Genomic DNA, 18,850 nt, shown 5'->3' with positions numbered 1-18,850 from the left:
GTTGTGTGATGCTGAGGTTTAGGGCTATTCAATCAAAGAATAAATCTACTCTGAACAGGGAAGTTCACGCTGCTGAATTTATTCCTTATTCTTGCTATTGGAATAGCACAACCTTGATGACAAAAGAAAATTGGTTGGTTAAGGTTATAAAATTAAGTGGTTTTGCATTTGAAACTGCCGATGACGAGGATTTAGTCATACAGAACAACATCAGGAATCAGATGCTAAGAAGCATTTCATCTCCGGCATTTAGTTTGTATTTTCATACTATCAGACGTAAGAAAAATATTTTTTCTGATGAATTTGCAAGTCAAGGTTTGCCGAATTTTTTCGCTAATCACGTAAATCTAAAATGGAGAGAAAAACACGCAACAAGGCAATCATTTATTAATGACCTATACATTACGATTATCCGTAGAGCGGACACAAAAGGAGTAGAATTTTTGTCACATCTACTAAAAAAATTCGGACATGTAACTTCAAAACATGCTTGGGAAAGTGATATACGTGCCACGTATGAAGATTTAGAGGAAACGACAAATCGTGTAGTGACAAGCCTTAGAAATTATTCGCCTAAAATTCTTGGAGTAAAAGAAACTCCAGATGGTTTGTTCTGCGAAATAATGGAGTTTCTATCTAGAATCGTAAATTGTGGATTCGTTACAAATACGCTTTTTCCGCTAAGAACTGAAATATCAAGATACTTACCAGTACATAGGTTATTCTTTGGCCGTAAGATGATACAGGTTGTGACTCATAATGAGAGTAAATATGCTGGAATAATTAGTATCAAAGAATATGGAAATCATACTTCTGCAGGAATGCTTGATTCGTTTTTACAACTTCCTTACGAGTTTATAATTACGCAATCTTTTCAATTTATAAACAGGCAAATGGCGATTGGAAAAATGCAGATACAGCAAAATCGAATGATACAGTCTGCAGATAAAGCTATTTCTCAAATAGCAGAAATTTCTCAAGCGCTTGATGACGCAATGAGTGGTAAGATTGCGTTTGGTCAACATCACCTGACTATTTTATGTATAGAAAAAAGTCCTAAATCATTGGATAACGCTCTGTCGTTGGTAGAATCAGAGCTTTCTAATTGCGGTGTTTACCCTATACGTGAGAGAGTTAACCTTGAACCAGCATTTTGGGCGCAAATTCCTGGTAATTTCGATTATATAGTGAGAAAAGCTACAATAAGTAGTCTTAATTTGGCTGGATTTGCATCTCAACATAATTATCCTACTGGTAATAAATTCAATAACCACTGGGGAGATGCCGTTACAGTTTTTGACACGACATCTGGTACTCCATTTTTTTTCAACTTTCATATAAGGGATGTTGGACACACTATGATAATTGGCCCAACTGGTGCTGGTAAAACTGTTTTAATGAATTTCCTGTGTGCCCAAGCGATGAAGTTTTCTCCAAGGATATTCTTTTTTGATAAAGATCGCGGTGCAGAGATTTTCTTAAGAGCACTTAGTGGTATCTATACTGTAATAGAACCAAGAACTAAAACAAATTTTAATCCTTTACAACTTGATGATACCTCTGATAATAGAACATTTTTAATGGAGTGGATAAAGTCTTTAATTTCGGTATATAATGATAAATTTACTTCAGAAGATATTGCACGAATTAATGATGCAATTGAAGGAAATTTTAAATTAAGAAAAGAAGACAGATTCTTGAGAAACCTCGTACCGTTTTTAGGGCTTGCAGGTCCTGATACTCTAGCTGGGGCAATATCTATGTGGCATGATAATGGTTCTCATGCTGCAATATTTGACAATAAAGAAGATTTGCTAGATTTTTCACGAGCAAGAGTATTTGGTTTTGAGATGGCTAGCTTGCTCAAAGATCCTGTTGCTCTTGGACCGGTCTTGATTTATTTATTTCATAGGATTAGTATATCTCTTGATGGCACTCCATCTATTATCGTTCTTGATGAGGCATGGGCGTTAATAGATAATCCAGTTTTTGCACCCAAGATAAAAGACTGGTTGAAGGTACTGAGAAAACTAAATGCTTTTGTGATTTTTGCTACTCAGAGTGTTGAGGATGCAAGTAAAAGTACTATTAGCGATACGCTTGTACAACAAACAGCGACACAGATTTTTTTACCAAATCTGAAAGCTACTAGTGTCTATCGGGATGTTTTTATGTTAACTGAACGTGAATATATATTAATTAAGCACACAGATCCGAGTACTAGATTCTTTTTGGTGAAACAAGGAGTCAATGCTGTAGTAGCTAGAATAGACTTAAAAGGCCTGGATGATATAATCAACGTATTATCCGGACGTGCAGAAAGTGTTCTATTGTTACACGATATATTAAATGAAGTTGGGGACAACCCAAAAGTATGGTTGCCTATATTTTATCAGAAGGTAAAAAATGTTTAAGACTAAGCTGTCATTGCTATTAATTGCGATATTTTTACTAAATATAGACTTTTTACTCTCATATCCAGTGCTTGCAGATGGAGTAAGTGGTACTGACAAGACAGAATTTGTTAGCAGATTTAATTCCACTGGCAGTTTTAGTCGTGCCTCTAATCCTGATTGTGGAGCGTTTAAAACAGCTGCAGCACTTGCTGGAATAGCGATTGCTGTTGGCGCAATATTTACTGGCATTGTTTTGATCGTTTCTTCTGCTGGTTTGTTTACCGCTCTTGTTATTGTTGGAATGATAGCTGCAATTGTTGGAGTCTGGAAAGCGATAGGAGGGCTTGTTGTTTGTGAACATAGTTTTGTTAAACACCCAGTTGCACGTGATCATGATGGAAAATACAAAAATTTTAAATTAGAAGACACAGGTTATAGTGGCTGCACCAATGAAAATTACCAAACAGAAGAGGAATATTTTTCTTGTTTGCAAAATAAAGCTCGGGAAGACGTGAACAAAAAAGATTATGACGGGAAAAGAGCAGAAAAAGAAGCCTTAAATTCTAACGTTCAGGAGAGTACAGAGAGTTATTACTGGCCAAAAAATGGTGTGCAATACAGTGAATATATAGAAGTATGTCATCGAAACCCTTTAACTTTTGGTAATCTTTTTAATAAGGTAGACTTTAATTCCAGAGGAAAACCTGGATACATAGACTTTGATGTCAGGGAGAAAGACACTGGATACGTAGATGGGTCATGGTCCTCGAAGGTTGATGGTGGTCTGGAATGTAGAGTTCTCAAAGCAGGACAGAGCGAACCCATACATGGAGCTACATTCAAAGCAGTGAGAAAAACGGGCAGATTATGTGTGGAGTTAGCCAGTGTTAGCATGCTTGGTATCGAAATGACTCCTTGGCCGCAAGGGGTTGATATGGGGTGCACGGAATTGCCACCTGACCCACTTGCTCCTATGTGTGAAAAATCTGTGATGATATTCAAAAATAAAGATGGTACAGGAGAGGAAAAAGTTCCTATTGGTAATAATGATGACTATAAAACTATTATCAGATCTAAAGAAAAAAGACTCAACGGACAAGGGGGGAAAATTTTTGTAGGTTATGATAATGCTGGCTGTTTTAGCTCGTATGTTTCTGAAGCTTGTTATAACCAGGCAGGGAGTAAATCATTAGCTCCTATTCCCGTAACTTCTATGATAGTGCAATGCATTAAGGAATCGTTAGATAATTTAGTTGCAGGTAAAGGTGCACCAAATGGTGAGAGTTTTATATCTGTAGCACAGAAAAGGCTGAAAAACACTGTAACTGCTGTTTTAGTTTTAGCTTTAATACTGTTCTCTATAAAAGCCATGTCTGGTGGAGTTCAGAGGCCTCAAGAAATGTATATGTTGATCATAAAATTCGCTTTAGTGATTTACTTCACAACAGGCAGTACCATGTCTCATTATTATGGAGAATTAACTCGTCTCTCAAATGGTTTGTCAGAGATAGTGCTAAAAGCATCATCTGAAAGTAAAGGCATATGTAATTATAAAGCAGGTACAGATTATGAATATACTCGTGCAGGAAAGAGGGTATCTTACAGTTATCTTGCACCTTGGGATAGGCTTGATTGTAGAATTTTGTTTTATTTAGGTGCCCCTTTAGATGGAATTGGTGGCAAAATTGGTACTGGAGGTGTTGCAACATTAGCAGTCTTGCTTGGTGCTGCTCCTGTCTTATTAGTTGCAGGTTCGGTAATCGGTATTATTTTTGCTGGTGGACAAATTTTAGTAGCTCTTGTCTGTATATTTATGGCCGTTCTGATGATGATGGTTATTTTGTGGCTGTGCTATGTATTTATTTTATCTCTAGTTGCTTTAAGTGTAATCATCATTTTATCACCTTTGTTCATTCCTATGGTTTTATTCCAACACACCAAAGGATATTTTGAAGGCTGGGTGAAAGAGTTGATTACCTATAGCTTATACCCGGTTATCCTTTTTGCGTTTTTGTCCTTTATGTTCATAGCATGTGATAAAATCTATTTTAAAAATTTAAATTTTGAACTGGACGAGTCATATAAAAATGAACAACCGGACAAGTCATATGAAAAGAAACAAGCAGAAATCTCATATAGTAAGAAAAAACAGTGGTTTAAATTGAAAGATGGGGAATGTGATAAAAATGAAACTACTCTTGCATGTATGATGCAAAATTATAGCTTTAAAAAGAGCAGCATACTTGGTCTATTCGACTTTACATACATGGAGTTTGGCAGCTCTCTCATCGGAGAATTATTAAAATTGTGTTTAGTATTATTCCTCTTTTACCACTTTTTAAACATTCTTCCTGGCATGGCTGCCGAACTTGCTGGTAACCATAGAGCAGCACTCGGTTCTGGTAGTACACCTGGACAAATGGTGGGCAAAGCTTTATCTGCTGCCAAAGCTGCTGCTGGAGGTGTTGCTGGAGTTGCTGGTGCTGCTGCTAAGAAGTTGAGTGGTGGAGACAAGAGTAAATCTCGAGGTTCTGGTTCTAGTAGCTCCGAGAGTGTTAACAAAAGCACTGAATGAGTTGGATTTATGCTAAAATTTTTGCTGATAATACCGTTTTTTTTTCTGTCAGGCTGCGGGGAACATCACTGTATTAAGCCAGAAAATTTATCAGGTTTGCGTGAAAAACTAGATATAGTGTCAACAGAGCAGAAATGGGTTGATTCTGGTGTTAATATCTCAGATAGAATAAGAGTAACAGAGATTGATATAGTGCCTAGTAAGGTTAATTTTTGTCCTAAGCAGTATGCAGATTTTGCAATTGGGCCTGGGAGAAATGACGTTGCATTACCATTTGCACTTAAAAAAGGCGATACGATAAGCTTTAGTGTGATTGGAAGTAAAGTGTGTAAAGATAAAGAGAGTGAGACAAAAATCAGGTATTTGAAAATCGACGAAAAGTGTAGCGAGCAAGAAACGGAACATTTTGCACATGTTTTAAATCAAGAGAAATGCCAAGGTGGCAAGGATGGGATATGTCCTAATAAATATATAATAGGCGATGCGCAATGGTTGAGTGGAAGAGAGTACTGGTTTTCGAAGTTAGATCAAGATGAAAGAAAAAAGGAAATTGAAAATATTATTAACTCTATAAAACAAGGAGAGAATATAGATTGCAGCAAGCTTTCAGAGAGCAGTGCAAGTAAGATAGATACGCACATTTTAAATTCACTCTGTAGACGTATATGTAAATTTTCTTCTGGTCGTAGAGGCGAGGATTGCGTGTATATTGAATATAATAATATAGAAATTGAGCTATTCAATGCTTTAAATTCTAGTGGTGAATCTGTTGTTGCTGAAATTATTAGTAACGTATTAAAGGGAAAACAGGTAAAAACTGACATTACATTTCTAAAAGTTGGTATGGATAATGAAACTCTTGAACACATTCCAGGTGGTGGTTTATGTACTAGTTGTGATCATAAGATGGAGAATGACCATCAAATACCAAGTTTAACTTTTAGTCTATGTAGCAGAAATGACAAGAGCTGCTACAATACAAATGACAAAGGCGGGTTCAACATAAGAGTAACGAAGAACCATAGTCTGGAAAATAGCTTGTATATAAGTGTTTCCGATAAATTCCCTGAGCATAAGCCTGGTGAAAATCAAGCGGATATATCTGTAGATATCAGCAAAGTTCATGACATGGAAAACTTGAAAGGAAAATTAAAAGACAAAACAGGCACCATATATTACGGAATAAGAGACCATGGCTGCGATTACAAAAATGAAGGTCAGTTTAGCATTAACCTAACAACTCAAGAGCCACCTACAAAAACTTTTAGTGCAATATATAATTTCTTTGATGAAAAAGTGAAAACTGCATTTTTCGGCTCTAATTATAAAGACCCTAACGCAATTCACTCTGATACTAGTCCTGTAAAGTCTCTTTACGAAAGTTTTATAAAATCAAGCAGAACAAATACCATTAGATCTACTATAATATCACTATTAGTACTATATATAATCTTATATACTCTTTATTACTTTTTTGGATTAACTCATATTTCTATATATGAGTTTTTAATTATATGCGTAAAGATAGGAATCATCGCCCAGCTATTGCAGGATAATAGCTGGGACTTTTTTTATAACAACGCATTCTCTATATTTATTAACACTCCAAAACAACTAATAGAAATAGCAAATTTTAGAGGCACTACTTCAAATGTTTTTGAGTTTCTTGATTTGCCGCTCAATAGGTTCTTGTCATCGCATTCAGTATTGTTAATAGTATCTCTTATATTTTCTGGCCCTTTGGGCATTGTATCTTTTTGCTTGGTGATTTGGGGTTTAATCACAGTGAGCTTATCTATTTTTAATGCCTTATTTTCTTTTATTACATCTATAGCAATAGTTGCGTTATTACTTTCTTTAGCACCTATTTTTATTATTTGTCTTTTATTTGCGTATACTAGGCAGATGTTTCAAAACTGGGTTAAAAATTTAGCAAGATTTGCAATTCATCCAGTGGTCCTTTTAATTTTTATATCACTGATAAGTCAGGTTATGGATTATATTGTGTATTCAGTATTTGATTTTGAGGTCTGCTCTACATGTATACTTAATATTAACCTAAAGATTTTTAACCCTTGTATTTTTTATGGTTATGCTTCCAAATATACACCTAATATTACCGCTATGATGGCTTTTGTTATTTTGGGACACGCTATGAAAGCTTTAGTTGAAGCTTCTTCGGCAATATCTGACTCGTTGTTTGGTGCTTATGTAGCAAGCGAACCTGGAAGACAGTATCAACAAAGCTTAATGGGAACAGTAGGGTTAGATGAACAAAGCGTTCAAAGAAGAGAAAGAGGAGATGCCTCTCAACAGTCAGGTACGTCAAGACCTCAAATACCACAAGGGACTCAAAGGTCAACGCCTCAGATACCACAAGGAAGACAGCAATGATAAGTAAAAGATCACTATTGTTGATACTGTGTCTTGCAATCACTGGTTGTAATATGGATTGTGTCGAGCCTGGGTTGCAGAGCAAAAACACCAGCGTTAATGTGGATGTTCCAGTTCGTAAAGCCGATAAAATTCATTGGGTTGATTCTGGTCAGGTAATTAGTCAGGGTGAGAAAATCAAATTCACCCTCGATGAATCAGTAAATTTTTGCCCTTTTAAAGAAGACAAAAATCCAAGGAAAGTACTTGTGCCAGCTAGCTTTTGTGCTGATGGCTCAGAACCAAATTATAGTAAGGCTGCGGATATTAATAGTGTACCTAACAATTATGGTGTTAATGAAAGTAAAAACGAACTATGTGGTGGCAAAGGATTTGGCAGCAATAGACGTTATGTGGACACTGGAATTAAAGTAAATCCTGGTGACAAGTTAAGCTTCAGCTTAGTTCCCAGAAAAATAACAATTGATTACGACAATCCAGAAGGGAAAGGCATCAATTTTGATGACAATTGTTATAAAGCTGTAGAAAATGACCGTAAGGAAACTGTATATAAGAAAGCTACAGTGAGTGAAGTACATCAGGGGGGAGAGTTTTTTTGTGATGGTAAAGATGGTACAAAAAATAAAATACAATTTTTACCTCTTGATAAAACAAAAGCAAAGGAAAGCAAAGTGCTAGTTGGCAATGGGTATACCCCATATGATAATAAGGTGCATTTTAATAAAGGTTATATTCAAGACAACGAACCATGGGTATATGGTTCACTACTTGATTTACGCCGCGCTAAAATAGGATTGAACGAGTTATGTGATGGAAAAAACTGTAGTCTTGATGAGAGAAAAAAGTACTCCTCCTATGAGCTTAACTGTTACCATCAAAATATATGCTATACTGAGAAGGGTATATGGAACTATGGTTTAGGTCAAGCAGGAGAACGGAACTGTGTCTCCTCTATAAGGTATAAGAAGTACGATAAAGGAAATAAATGTGATATGTATTCTTATCTAGAAAAAATGGAAGGGAATGTTAAAGCAGGTAGTTTTACTGAAGATGATAAATCTTGGGCTGAGGCTCTTGTTGCAAAAATAAGCGATCCAGGTGATGCAAGTATTTCTGAAGGCAAGCGTAATGATATGAAGGGCGATGCTAAAGGTATTCAATGTCTTCCAAAAAGAGGAGGAGCAGGAAAGGAGAAAAATGATAAACTAGTATGCTCAAAAATCAGTGATAATTTTGAAGATTTTTCCTTAAAATTAAATCATGACTATCCAATAGGAAGTGTAACACCTGGTAGCAGTGTGATGCTTGCCATTGCAGATTATGGTCACTATGGAGCTAATAGAGGTGGGTACCATGTTAAAGTGACTAGATCGTGTGAATATATCAATGGCAAAAAACTGTATGTGTATTTGGGTGATAACCCGCCAGGGGATCCATCTGCTCCAAAGACTAATGATTTCAAAAAAGTAGAGAACTTAGATAAAACAAAGGATAAGGTATATTATATAATAGATGGAGGTCTTTTAACAGATGAATGCAAAGACAAAAAACCTATAACAGATGAATGCAAACCTAAGAAGATATATTTCGGCATCAATGTAAGCAACGTAGAGAAAGATGACATTACGGACAAAAATGGCAAATATTACGAAAACAATAAGTATAGTGTAACTTTATTTGTCAAAAGAAAAATTAATGATTTTATTTCATCGAATGTAAACGGGGTATTTAAATTTATAAAAGAAGAAGTAATTGGGGACAGCGTTAAAGATTCATACAAAGGATATGCAAGAGGTCTTCTTCAAGGAGTAAAAGCTTTGCTTACTCTATACGTTATATTTACTGTCGTTGGCTATATGCTTGGAACAATACAGCTAAGTAAATTTGATTTCATTGTAAGAATGTTCAAGATAGCATTTATAGCTTTTGCCTTTAGCGATAGAAGCTGGGAACTTTTTGGTACAACTTTATCCAGACTTTTTGTAGATGGTAGCACTTATTTAGTTGATAGCTTTTCTGGCTATATAGGGGAAGGGGGGAGAAAATTTGCATTCTTAGACTTGACAGCAGGAGTATTATTCACAACAGAAACTTGGCTAAAGTTTTTATCGTTGATGCTCTCTGGTCCTTTTGGCTTTATTGCATTTTTGGCAATACTCTATGCTACTTTTATGTTCTTAAAATGCATTATTAGCGCTACGTTTAAATATGTAATATCTACTGTTCTAGTGGCGTTTTTACTGTCATTAACACCTTTATTTATCGTATTTATTCTATTTCAAAAGACTAAACCCTTGTTTGATAATTGGATAAAAACGTTGGCTCATGTTTCATTAGAACCAGTCATTTTATTTTCATTTTTATCTCTTTTAAATCAGTTGATGTATTCAGTTTTATATAACCTCACAAATTTTTCTGCATGCTATCAATGTTTAATTAGCGTAAATTTCTTATCGTATGATCTGTGCTTGATGAAATCAATACTGCCTCTTGGATACAGTCCTGGCACTAGCGTTGATGTTGCACTCAGTACCGGAGAAAGGGCTGGTGGACACTTTGCAGCATTACCTATAGACCTAATCCAGGCGTTTATATACCTCATTATTGCCGGTGCAATGGAAGCTTTTGTTTCTATATCGGAAACTATGGTACAAACACTATTTAGCTCTGGTTATGGAGTTACTGGCGGTGTTGGTACAGTTGCTAAGAGCGCATCGCAAGCTATGCTGTCAACCGTTGGCCTTGATGATAAGACCCAAAGTATGATACAGAGTATCAAGCAGAAAATGAGTAAAGATCGGGGAAAAATTGAGGCTAAATTACCTAACACGCCAAAGCAACCAGACAAAAAAGAAGATTCTAAAGGAAGTTCTGATAAAACAACGAGTGATAGACCTAAAACATTAAAACAATCAGATCAGCAAAAAAATTCTGATGAAACAATAAGAAGTGATCCTAGTGCTAAAGCTAAAAACAAGGAAGAAAATGGAGAGGAGTAAGATATAAATGATATTATGGAGTAACTAATTAAAAAGATATTTTAAGTAAAGTTTTAGAAATTTATTCTGTATTTGGAAAAAGTTTAGATATGCAATCACGTTTAGGCAAATGTTGGTTTAGGGTATTACTTCTTGCAGCTTATGTGCTGATCACAGGTTGTAGTAAGAACGATATGCCTTTTCCAAGGTGCATATCTGCTGACTATTTTGGTCCTGAACCTATTGCAGTAAGCGCTCATTTTTCAAGCGATCATGATGCTTTTATTCCAGAAGGTGAAGATGAAAGCGTTATTGATCCTGACACTGGTGAAATTAATTCTGGTTTTCACCATAACCAAGTGGTGAAGTGGAAAGATACTGGATTAGAAACCAATGGAGATAGCTTAATAGTGCGAGTAAATGGTGCATGGACATCTTGGAGTAATAATAACAAGAAGGAATCTAAAAAAGGCAGTTATACCTTACAAAGCTTGGAGCAGTTAAAATATGCAACTAAATTTGAAGGTAAACAAAGTGATAATAGTTTACCTAATTTTCACTTAGTTTGTAATGATTATAAACCTAGCATACAAAAATTTTCAAGTAAGTCTGATACAAGTTGCACTGTAAATTGCAAGTGCATTAATGAAGATGATAGCGCAAATACAGTATCACGTGGTGCTCCATGTTGGTTTACCAATGGTCATGGTGCTTATCTTTTGTTTCAAACGGGGAAAGATGATCCTAACGAAAATCTAAAGTTAATGCGCGATCCTCAATATCCTACTGTACATCTAGGTTACAACTCCGTGGCAGAAAATGGGAGCGGTCTTTTTACTTTAGACAGAGATAGCACTAAATTAAAAGACAGAAATTGTAACCCGGTGAAATTAAAAAAGGGATGGAAAATATATGTAAAAATATTAGATAGATATTACTTAGATAATGTAGGTGGCTACTCTTTTGAGTTCTTAAGTGGAGTGCAGCAGCCAAGTAGTTTTGGGTTTTTTGATTACATTTATAACTATCTAAAATGTGTATTATTGATTAACGAAAATTGCAAAGAACATTTTAATAGCAATGATCCTGCAGTTGCACAAGCTATGTTCGAAAATATAGCTGAAAAAAGTACGAGCTTTCACAATTTTGTTCTTTCCTTGCTTGTTCTATTTGTAATGATTTCATCGCTTCTTTATCTTTTTGGCATGATACGAGAAACTAAGCATGATATGCTCATCAGAATGATGAAAATCACTCTAGTAATAGTGCTTATATCTCCTGGAAGTTTTAGATTTTTCTATGATCATTTTCTTGTTTTATTCGTTAAAGGTCTTGAACAATTGATAAGTGTAATTACTAACTTTGCTCCCAACATGAACACCGGAAGTATTGCTCAAGGAGATGAAGCTAAGTTGTTTAGCTTCATGGAGGACATGTTCAATAAATTTTTTGCTTATTCTGTTTGGAAAAAGTTTGCAGCGTTTTTACATTACCAAATGTGGGCAAGCCTTCTTATGATACCGGCAATTTTCATAGGGATTGTGCTATACTTCTTGTTGTGCTTGTATGCTTACATAATATTTCTCTCTGGCTTTATGGGTATAGCTTTTCTTATAGCTATCATGCCACTGTTCCTGATCTCTATTTTATTTTCACCGCTGAAAAGTCTATTTGAAGGTTGGATAAAATTCTGTATAAGCTTTTGTTTACAGTCGATTATGATATTTACCCTGCTGTCATTGCTGGCTGCTATTATAATGAACACCTTTTATAGACAACTAGGTTTTACTGTATGCTACAATAAATGGTTCGAGGTAAAGTTATGTGCTCCAAAATGGGTGTTTGGCGGTTTTTGTATCGTTGATAAGCAGTACTTTGGTTGGACCCCAGGGCAAATTTTTGTACCTTACACTCTTGGAGAAGCTTCTTCTCTTAACATAGATAAAAGTATAGAAGGTATAGAAAAGATAAGCAGAGAAGGTGGTACAATAAAATTTACTGGAGGCGCTGGATATATCCCGCTTCCACCGGATTACCCTAAAGATAAAAATGGTGAACATATAAAAGGGTTTCGTTATATAGATTATCCTTTCTTTAATCCAATGCCTGGAACTAAAGATAATCCAGCAGACCACTATATTGCAGAAAGTGATATGGTAGTTAGTAATGGCTGTAGTGAAAAAGATCTAGTGCGCTTAACAAATAGTTTATCTCATGCATCAGAGAGGGCTGACATTATATTACTGATCAACAATATAGAGAAAAGGATAGGTGATGTTAGTGAAATAATAAAACGCTACTGTCAAGATATAAATAAATGCAATAGTTATAGGGAAATAATTAATGAAATAAGATCTTTAGTGCGGAGTGCGGTAGAAAAACAAGGTTGTAGAATACTGAAACTTCATGATTTATATAAGGATCCCAACAGTGAATACTGTCAGAAATGTAAAGATTGTGAGGATTGCAAAAATTATCAAGAAAATAGCGATTACCAAAGGGTGCAAGACATACAGAGAGGTTATTTAATCAATGCAGGGGAAATCTTTGTGTTATTCTTGCTTTCATTTTTAATGTTCTCCTTACGCACGTTCGTACAACAAATGGGCTCAAGTATCGCTGGTGGTGGATTCAGCGTTTACAATATATCTAGTATGTATCAGGCATCGCCTTTGACTGGCATAATGGAAGGATTCAAACAGCAGTGGCAAAATTTTGCTGGTAGAGGACTTGAGTCTTTAGGCAGTTGGGCTACTCATTTACCGGATAGATTAGCCGGAGGTGCAGCTAATCTGCTGGGGAGAGTACCAAGAGTTGGAGGAGTGCTGAAATACGCTATTGATGTGCCACGTAAATTTGTAGGTGCTACTATTGAAGCAACGAAGTTTGCAACATCGCCTGAAAATGATGTTGATAAGCTCGAGGAAAAAATTTACAGGGCATTTGGAGTTGATAAGGAAGATATTACACACAGAAGGATCGGTAAATATTTAGATTATTATAAAGGATACGTAGGATCACATTTGGGCTATACAATAGAAGATGCTATGAAATTTACTTGGGAGCATGGTCTTGACTCTATAGGAAAGCATGGCTATGATCATAACCTACTCTATAGAGCAAAAGAATATAGGCGAGATTTCTTGGAGAAGCTTCATGATTACACTATCGGCCGTAAGAGAGAACCAGAAAAAGACAATCCTGATCAATCAAATAAAGTAGAACGAGAGTTAGGCACGGAACTAGTAAGAGATAACCATGATCAGCCACTAGAAGAAGGCGACCCTCTTCGACTACGAGGGGGAGGTCAGCCAGATAAGGTAGTACGAGAACTAAGCACAGAACAAGAAGACAAGCCTAATCAACTACAGCATGATCAGCCAACAGAAGAAGATAAGCCTGATCAATCAAATGAAGTGACACGAAATTTAGGCACGGAACCAAAAGGCCCAGATGAAATTGATGATTTTGGATCTGCTTTTGAAGGTATGGAAAAACGTGCTGAAAGAGAAGGCAGAAGAAGTCAAAATAAAGTTTACAACCTCTCACCACTTTTTGAAATGAACACTCCAGAAGCTGTAGAAAAACGTGCTGAAAGAGCTAGAAGAAAAGAAGAAAGAGATCGAAAAGACGAAGTTTATAATCTTAAGCCTTTATTTAAAGAACCAAAAAATCCAGAAGAGTACGTTAAGGCACTTTTTGAAATGAATACCCAGGAAGCTATAAAAAAACGTGCTGAAAGAGAGGAAAAAAGAAATCGAGAAGACAGTAAAAGGAAATTACCGGAACCAATGAGGAAACCAGATGCAAAAGGAGATGAGAAGAGGATTGAAGATGAAGACTAATAAAAATTTCAAAGGCCTTGATTATTATAAATTGCAGCAAGACAAAGATGGCAACATAAAGTTAAATGACTACGACGACATTTTAAATGCGCGTAGGGCAAGGGTAGACTTGTTGCGGGATAACACATCACTTGACAAGGATGTCAATTTTGCTAAATTGAATAAAGCTTTGAGTGAGAAATTTGTAGATAATCATAGTTTATTGTCTGAATTTGATAAGGAAGACAAAGAGATTGTACAAGAAAGGATTAAGGTGTTTAGTATTTTAGAAAGTCTTGAAGACCTTAAAAGCGTGAAAAGTGAAGATCTGTTAGAGGTTAGCTTACTGCTGTCAGATCTTAGCTTCATAGAGAGAAATGTTGTACTAAATACCGATCAGAATTCTGATCTAGCAGGATTTAAAAACCTATTTATTGAAAAAAAAGCATCTGGTGAAGAGTATAGTGAAGAAGAATGTAGAGGCTTTCTTGATAATATAGATAAAATCAATACTATAATTAAGTTAGAGTTAGAAAGCAGAATTGAAGGGCTAAATCATGATGAAAAAAATGATCATGATGATTTACAAGATGAGATTGGTCAAGCAATTAATGCAGCAGGCAAATCAGAAAAAGATAACTGATGAGTCTTGTGTTTGTGTTTTTCTTACAAGCGACTCGATAGCTTCTCTCTATTAAACTGCTAAAGCCATATTGACATTAATCATATAGTATAAATAATTAATTATTTTGGAGCTTATTTAATATGCTACGCATCATTGCAGGCAAATATCGCGGAAGAAAAATAACTACAGGTAAGCATTTAGCTGCACGGCCAACTATGAGTATTGTCCGAGAAGCAATATTTAATATGCTTTCCTCAAGAAAACCTATTTATAACTTGAATGTACTTGATTTATTCTGTGGTAGTGGTTCTTTTTCATTTGAAGCGCTTTCTCGCGGCGCTAAACATGCATTTATGGTAGATTCAGATTATTACAATTTGCAATTGCCTAAAAAAACAGCAAAAGATTTTGGAATTACGGACAATGTTACGCTAATTTGCTGCAGTGCTAACTGCTTACCACAACCTATTTCAAAATGTGACATAGTTTTTATAGACCCACCTTACAATAGCAATCTAGTTGAATCAACGTTGAATGGACTAGCTCACTCAGGCTGGTTAAGTGATGATGCATTGATAATTCTAGAGATTAGGAAAAACGAAGATTTTGAGTGCAATAAAAACTTCAGTATAATCTTGGAACGCACCTACGGTATAGCGAGAATAATTTTTCTTTCTCTATTAACTTGAACTTGCATATACTTTTCATTGATGAGTTCCAGTTCTATTTTCGTCAAGTTTCCGGAGAAATTACTTATTCTGTACTGCCCTAGATCAAAATTTTTATTAAATTCAGAGTCTATTAAATATTCATGTGCTTCTTCAATAAATTTATTTTCTTTTTCTTCGTAACTGGTGTATTTTGTTGTACCATTATTATCCTCACAATAAACTAAATGTTCTTTATGATCAGCATGAATATTTTTATTTTCACAAACCTTTTCAGGATCGTGCTCAAGTACTTTTCTACCAACAATCAATAGCTTATAAGAAATTTCCTATGATTCCTTTTAAGCGAGTTTTGAATTTTTGAAATGTCATGACATTGTTGATACGGTTATCAAGAAACGATAAAGTATCCGCAAAATCTTCTGAATAATCATTGATAAAAAAAAGTATCGTACTTAAGTACACTCCAGCTAATATTGCTCTTTTTGTATAGTAGTTAAAATCTGTTGATTGGTCATGAATGCCATACCAAATCGCACTAATAGTTCTGTATAAAAGTTTACTAGAAAAATATGTATTTTTTGGTGATACGGAGAATGATAAAACATTTTTTAAAAGTTCTCTATAATTCGGTAGCTTAGCATAGTTTGAAAGGTGTATTTGAATGGCTAACTTTACTCGCTCTCGCACTTTCATATCTTCTAAATTAGAATTCCTTAGTTCAGCTTCCATTGAGCTATTTAAGTCCTCTGCTATGTGCTCCAAAGCGCTATATATTCCATTCTGAAATTTGCAAAAGCTATTAGCTAGATTAAGGTCAGTGCACACCTTTAATAGGGTTTCATCGCTTATCCCTTCAAATGGAATAACCCTAATTAGCTTATCTATTATTAACTTTTGTTCCACGCAACATCATACTAAACAGCATGTGTGATTGTACCTGAGATTTTCAAACATTCTACAAAATGCTTCACCACGTTCCTCGAAATTTTTCCATTGATCAAAAGAAGCACACGCGGGAGAAAGTAATATTGTTACTTCTTCTGCGCTATTTAAGGCCTCTTCAAAAGCCAATCTGAATGCATCTTCTAGATTGCAACATTTAACATAATCTACTTTGTTCTCCATAACATTTGCAAAAGCTTCGGTTGATTCTCCAATAAGAAAAGCTTTTCTAACCCTTGTAAAATGCTTGCTTAATGATTCTATTCCACCTTTTTTGCTTCTTCCACCAGCGATCCAATTTATGTTTTCATAAGATAAGATCGCCTTTTCGCTCGATTTTGCATTAGTTGCTTTGCTATCGTTCACGAAAAACACATTTCTTATTTTGCCAAGCAGTTCATTCCTATGCCTCAGTCCTGAAAAGGACTTGATTCCATTGATAATAGTGTTGCTATCTACTCCAAGTACCTTACATACGGCATATGTGGCTGCTATGTTTTCTGCGTTGGATATTAGGTTTATTTTCACGTCGCTTACTGATAAGCTATGATTCTCTAGTTTTAACGAGATCTTCTGGATCCCAGTGCCCCTTTTGTCATCCAAGTAGCTGACACTGGGATCCAGATAATTTCGATCTATACCAGTAATCTGTTCACTATAATCAAGCAAATTGTTACCTGCCAATGATATTAGATCTCTTGCACCACCCTCTGTCATCTGAGTAGTTGGCAATGGTTTTTCTTTTCTGGATTCCAGCGTCACGCGCTGGAATGACATCGGGGAATATGTTACTGAGATTGGAATTTTGTCTCCAGTGAATTTGTTGAATATATCAGCAGTAATCTCATTGTCACATCCTATTACGGCAACCTCACTACCGTTTATCAGTTTTAATTTAGTTGCTATGTAGTTCTCCATACTTCCATGCCTATCTATGTGATCTGGTGTAATATTGAGCAGTGCTGAAATGTCCACGTTAATTTCATTCATCAACTCCAATTGAAAAGAGGAGAGTTCGATTACATAAATTTCTGCATCTCTTTCTAGATCCAAAACAGGAACGCCTAAATTTCCACCAATAGCTACTTTTTTCCCTGCAGATTTTAATATGTGCCCTATTAGTGATGTAGTGGTTGATTTACCATTTGTTCCTGTGACGCCTATTACCTTCTGGTTCGTAGTTTTAGCTTCAAGAAATAGCTCAATGTCTGATTTTATTTTGCAATCAAATCTCCTTGCAAGTTTTACTATCCAATGTGGCTCTGTTGGCACTCCAGGGCTTAAAACCAATGCACTGATCTCATGCCAATTGTATTCCTTGGGATGAATAAAATTACATTTTTTATACATCATTTTTGCATTTGCTATTTGCTCTTCATGATCATCCCATGCATATATTCTTGCACCACTCTTTGTTAGAGCGTTAATGGCGGATAAACCAGTTTTACCAAGACCAAAAACCGCGACGTTTTGATTTTTGTATTTGTTTAGTTGCACTGCTAGATAACTTATGCGAACCATTTTATAAAGATATCGTACAAACTACAACAGACTTCTTGCGTAGGTTATAACTGTCATTCAATAGAAACGAAAAAACTTGCTTGACAAACTCCGCCAGCGCCCTTATCATGAAACTGAAGCTATTGTATTTGCTTTCGCCAATCTGCAGATTAAAAGGTAAGGATTACTTAATGTATCGGCGTCTTATGTTCAATTTTTTGCAGTATATAGATACTGTATGTCTTTACAAAACTTCATCTACATCTAGATTTTTATCTAAATAAGCTGAACGCGCTTATAAAGCGTTACAAGACATCAAAAAATGCCAATACTCGACAGAGATAGTAAAAGACTAGCTAACTCGGGGATTCTTTGTCTTTTTTTCTGCTTGGTAAATTTCTTAAACATTTGCAGCGTAGGTTAGTTGCAATTAAAAGCAGCTGAATTTCGCTTGTCAAGCGTTTAAAACATAAAAAACGCCAATATTTTAAAGCAGATAATAACCACGGGGCTTCTTTTGCCTTTTTTTCATTTGGTAAATTTCTTAATATTTATGGCTAAACGACAATCGTCATCCCGCTGCTTGTTAGCGGGATCTCTTGTTAGCGGCTGAGATACCGCGAATGAATCGCGGTATGACGGTTCGCGGCGGTATGACGGTTCGCGACGGCGTGACGATAAGCTCGTTATCCCGCTGCTTGTTAGCGGCTAAGAGATACCGCGGCAGTATGACGGTTAAGTGGGGTGTCATCCCAGTGTCAGCTACTCAGATGACAGGAGAAGGAGGCTACTTGCATGACACCATTCTTTTTTCTGGATCCAAGTAATCAGGGCACTGGGATGACAAGAAGAGGGCACTGCCGTCATAAAGGAACCAGTGTCAGCTACTCGGATGACAACAAAGAGCTACTTGGATAACAAGAAATATAGGTACTGGAATTGTAA

Annotated in this window: 10 protein-coding genes and 1 pseudogene; 8 read left to right on the top strand and 3 right to left on the bottom strand. The window is 35.8% G+C overall.

From position 1 onward, the window contains the following. Positions 1-8 precede the first annotated feature (8 nt). From INQ25_RS03365 to rsmD, 7 genes are all read left to right on the top strand, one after another. Positions 9-2,414, top strand: a complete 2,406-nt coding sequence (locus INQ25_RS03365; protein WP_010962886.1) for a VirB4 family type IV secretion/conjugal transfer ATPase — start codon at positions 9-11, stop codon at positions 2,412-2,414. Then, a complete protein-coding gene (locus INQ25_RS03360; RefSeq protein ID WP_213863059.1) occupies positions 2,407-4,971 on the top strand; it encodes a TrbL/VirB6 family protein in 2,565 nt (854 codons plus the stop codon). Before INQ25_RS03365 ends, INQ25_RS03360 begins: the two co-directional genes overlap by 8 nt. A 9-nt stretch (positions 4,972-4,980) precedes the next feature. Beyond that, the gene (locus tag INQ25_RS03355; protein WP_213863058.1) at positions 4,981-7,365 is read left to right on the top strand and encodes a TrbL/VirB6 family protein; all 2,385 of its coding nucleotides are present in this window, start codon (positions 4,981-4,983) and stop codon (positions 7,363-7,365) included. Next, positions 7,362-10,364, top strand: coding sequence for a TrbL/VirB6 family protein (locus INQ25_RS03350; RefSeq protein WP_213863057.1), 3,003 nt, complete (start codon positions 7,362-7,364; stop codon positions 10,362-10,364). The genes INQ25_RS03355 and INQ25_RS03350 overlap by 4 nt, the downstream gene beginning before the upstream one ends. An 89-nt stretch (positions 10,365-10,453) precedes the next feature. Beyond that, entirely contained in the window at positions 10,454-14,188 is a 3,735-nt protein-coding gene (locus INQ25_RS03345; RefSeq protein ID WP_213863056.1) for a TrbL/VirB6 family protein, read from the top strand. Then, positions 14,178-14,810, top strand: a complete 633-nt coding sequence (locus tag INQ25_RS03340) for a WD_0853 family protein (RefSeq protein ID WP_010082417.1) — start codon at positions 14,178-14,180, stop codon at positions 14,808-14,810. Before INQ25_RS03345 ends, INQ25_RS03340 begins: the two co-directional genes overlap by 11 nt. Before the next feature lie 122 nt (positions 14,811-14,932). Next, positions 14,933-15,481: a 16S rRNA (guanine(966)-N(2))-methyltransferase RsmD gene (gene rsmD / locus INQ25_RS03335; protein WP_006280837.1), complete on the top strand. Its 549-nt coding sequence runs from the start codon at positions 14,933-14,935 to the stop codon at positions 15,479-15,481. On the opposite strand, the pseudogene INQ25_RS03330 reads toward rsmD, so the two are convergent. The 3 genes and pseudogenes from INQ25_RS03330 to INQ25_RS03320 all read right to left on the bottom strand — a co-directional run. Continuing rightward, positions 15,439-15,753: pseudogene (locus INQ25_RS03330) on the bottom strand (hypothetical protein); the annotation flags it as partial. The gene rsmD and the pseudogene INQ25_RS03330 sit on opposite strands and share 43 nt — an antisense overlap. A 22-nt stretch (positions 15,754-15,775) precedes the next feature. Then, entirely contained in the window at positions 15,776-16,366 is a 591-nt protein-coding gene (locus tag INQ25_RS03325; protein WP_065106633.1) for a COQ9 family protein, read from the bottom strand. A gap of 6 nt (positions 16,367-16,372) precedes the next feature. Next, entirely contained in the window at positions 16,373-17,926 is a 1,554-nt protein-coding gene (locus tag INQ25_RS03320; protein ID WP_007549232.1) for a Mur ligase family protein, read from the bottom strand. A 774-nt stretch (positions 17,927-18,700) separates the two neighbouring features. Between INQ25_RS03320 and INQ25_RS06615 the strand changes: the two genes are divergently transcribed. Further along, positions 18,701-18,823: a hypothetical protein gene (locus INQ25_RS06615; protein ID WP_007549233.1), complete on the top strand. Its 123-nt coding sequence runs from the start codon at positions 18,701-18,703 to the stop codon at positions 18,821-18,823. Positions 18,824-18,850 lie beyond the last annotated feature (27 nt).

The sequence above is a fragment of the Wolbachia endosymbiont of Rhagoletis cerasi genome (genome assembly GCF_018454475.1).
GTDB classification, from domain to species: domain Bacteria; phylum Pseudomonadota; class Alphaproteobacteria; order Rickettsiales; family Anaplasmataceae; genus Wolbachia; species Wolbachia pipientis.
Note: the sequence above shows the minus strand (reverse complement) of the source record. Positions and strands in the feature narration are given on the sequence as shown.

What these genes read in the sequence shown, in the direction of transcription:
- INQ25_RS03340 (WP_010082417.1), top strand. Translation starts at nt 14,178, where the DNA reads ATGAAGACTAATAAAAATTTCAAAGGCCTTGATTATTATAAATTGCAG.
- INQ25_RS03355 (WP_213863058.1), top strand. Translation starts at nt 4,981, where the DNA reads ATGCTAAAATTTTTGCTGATAATACCGTTTTTTTTTCTGTCAGGCTGC.
- INQ25_RS06615 (WP_007549233.1), top strand. Translation starts at nt 18,701, where the DNA reads ATGACACCATTCTTTTTTCTGGATCCAAGTAATCAGGGCACTGGGATG.
- INQ25_RS03350 (WP_213863057.1), top strand. Translation starts at nt 7,362, where the DNA reads ATGATAAGTAAAAGATCACTATTGTTGATACTGTGTCTTGCAATCACT.
- rsmD (WP_006280837.1), top strand. Translation starts at nt 14,933, where the DNA reads ATGCTACGCATCATTGCAGGCAAATATCGCGGAAGAAAAATAACTACA.
- INQ25_RS03365 (WP_010962886.1), top strand. Translation starts at nt 9, where the DNA reads ATGCTGAGGTTTAGGGCTATTCAATCAAAGAATAAATCTACTCTGAAC.
- INQ25_RS03320 (WP_007549232.1), bottom strand. Translation starts at nt 17,926, where the DNA reads ATGGTTCGCATAAGTTATCTAGCAGTGCAACTAAACAAATACAAAAAT.
- INQ25_RS03360 (WP_213863059.1), top strand. Translation starts at nt 2,407, where the DNA reads ATGTTTAAGACTAAGCTGTCATTGCTATTAATTGCGATATTTTTACTA.
- INQ25_RS03345 (WP_213863056.1), top strand. Translation starts at nt 10,454, where the DNA reads ATGCAATCACGTTTAGGCAAATGTTGGTTTAGGGTATTACTTCTTGCA.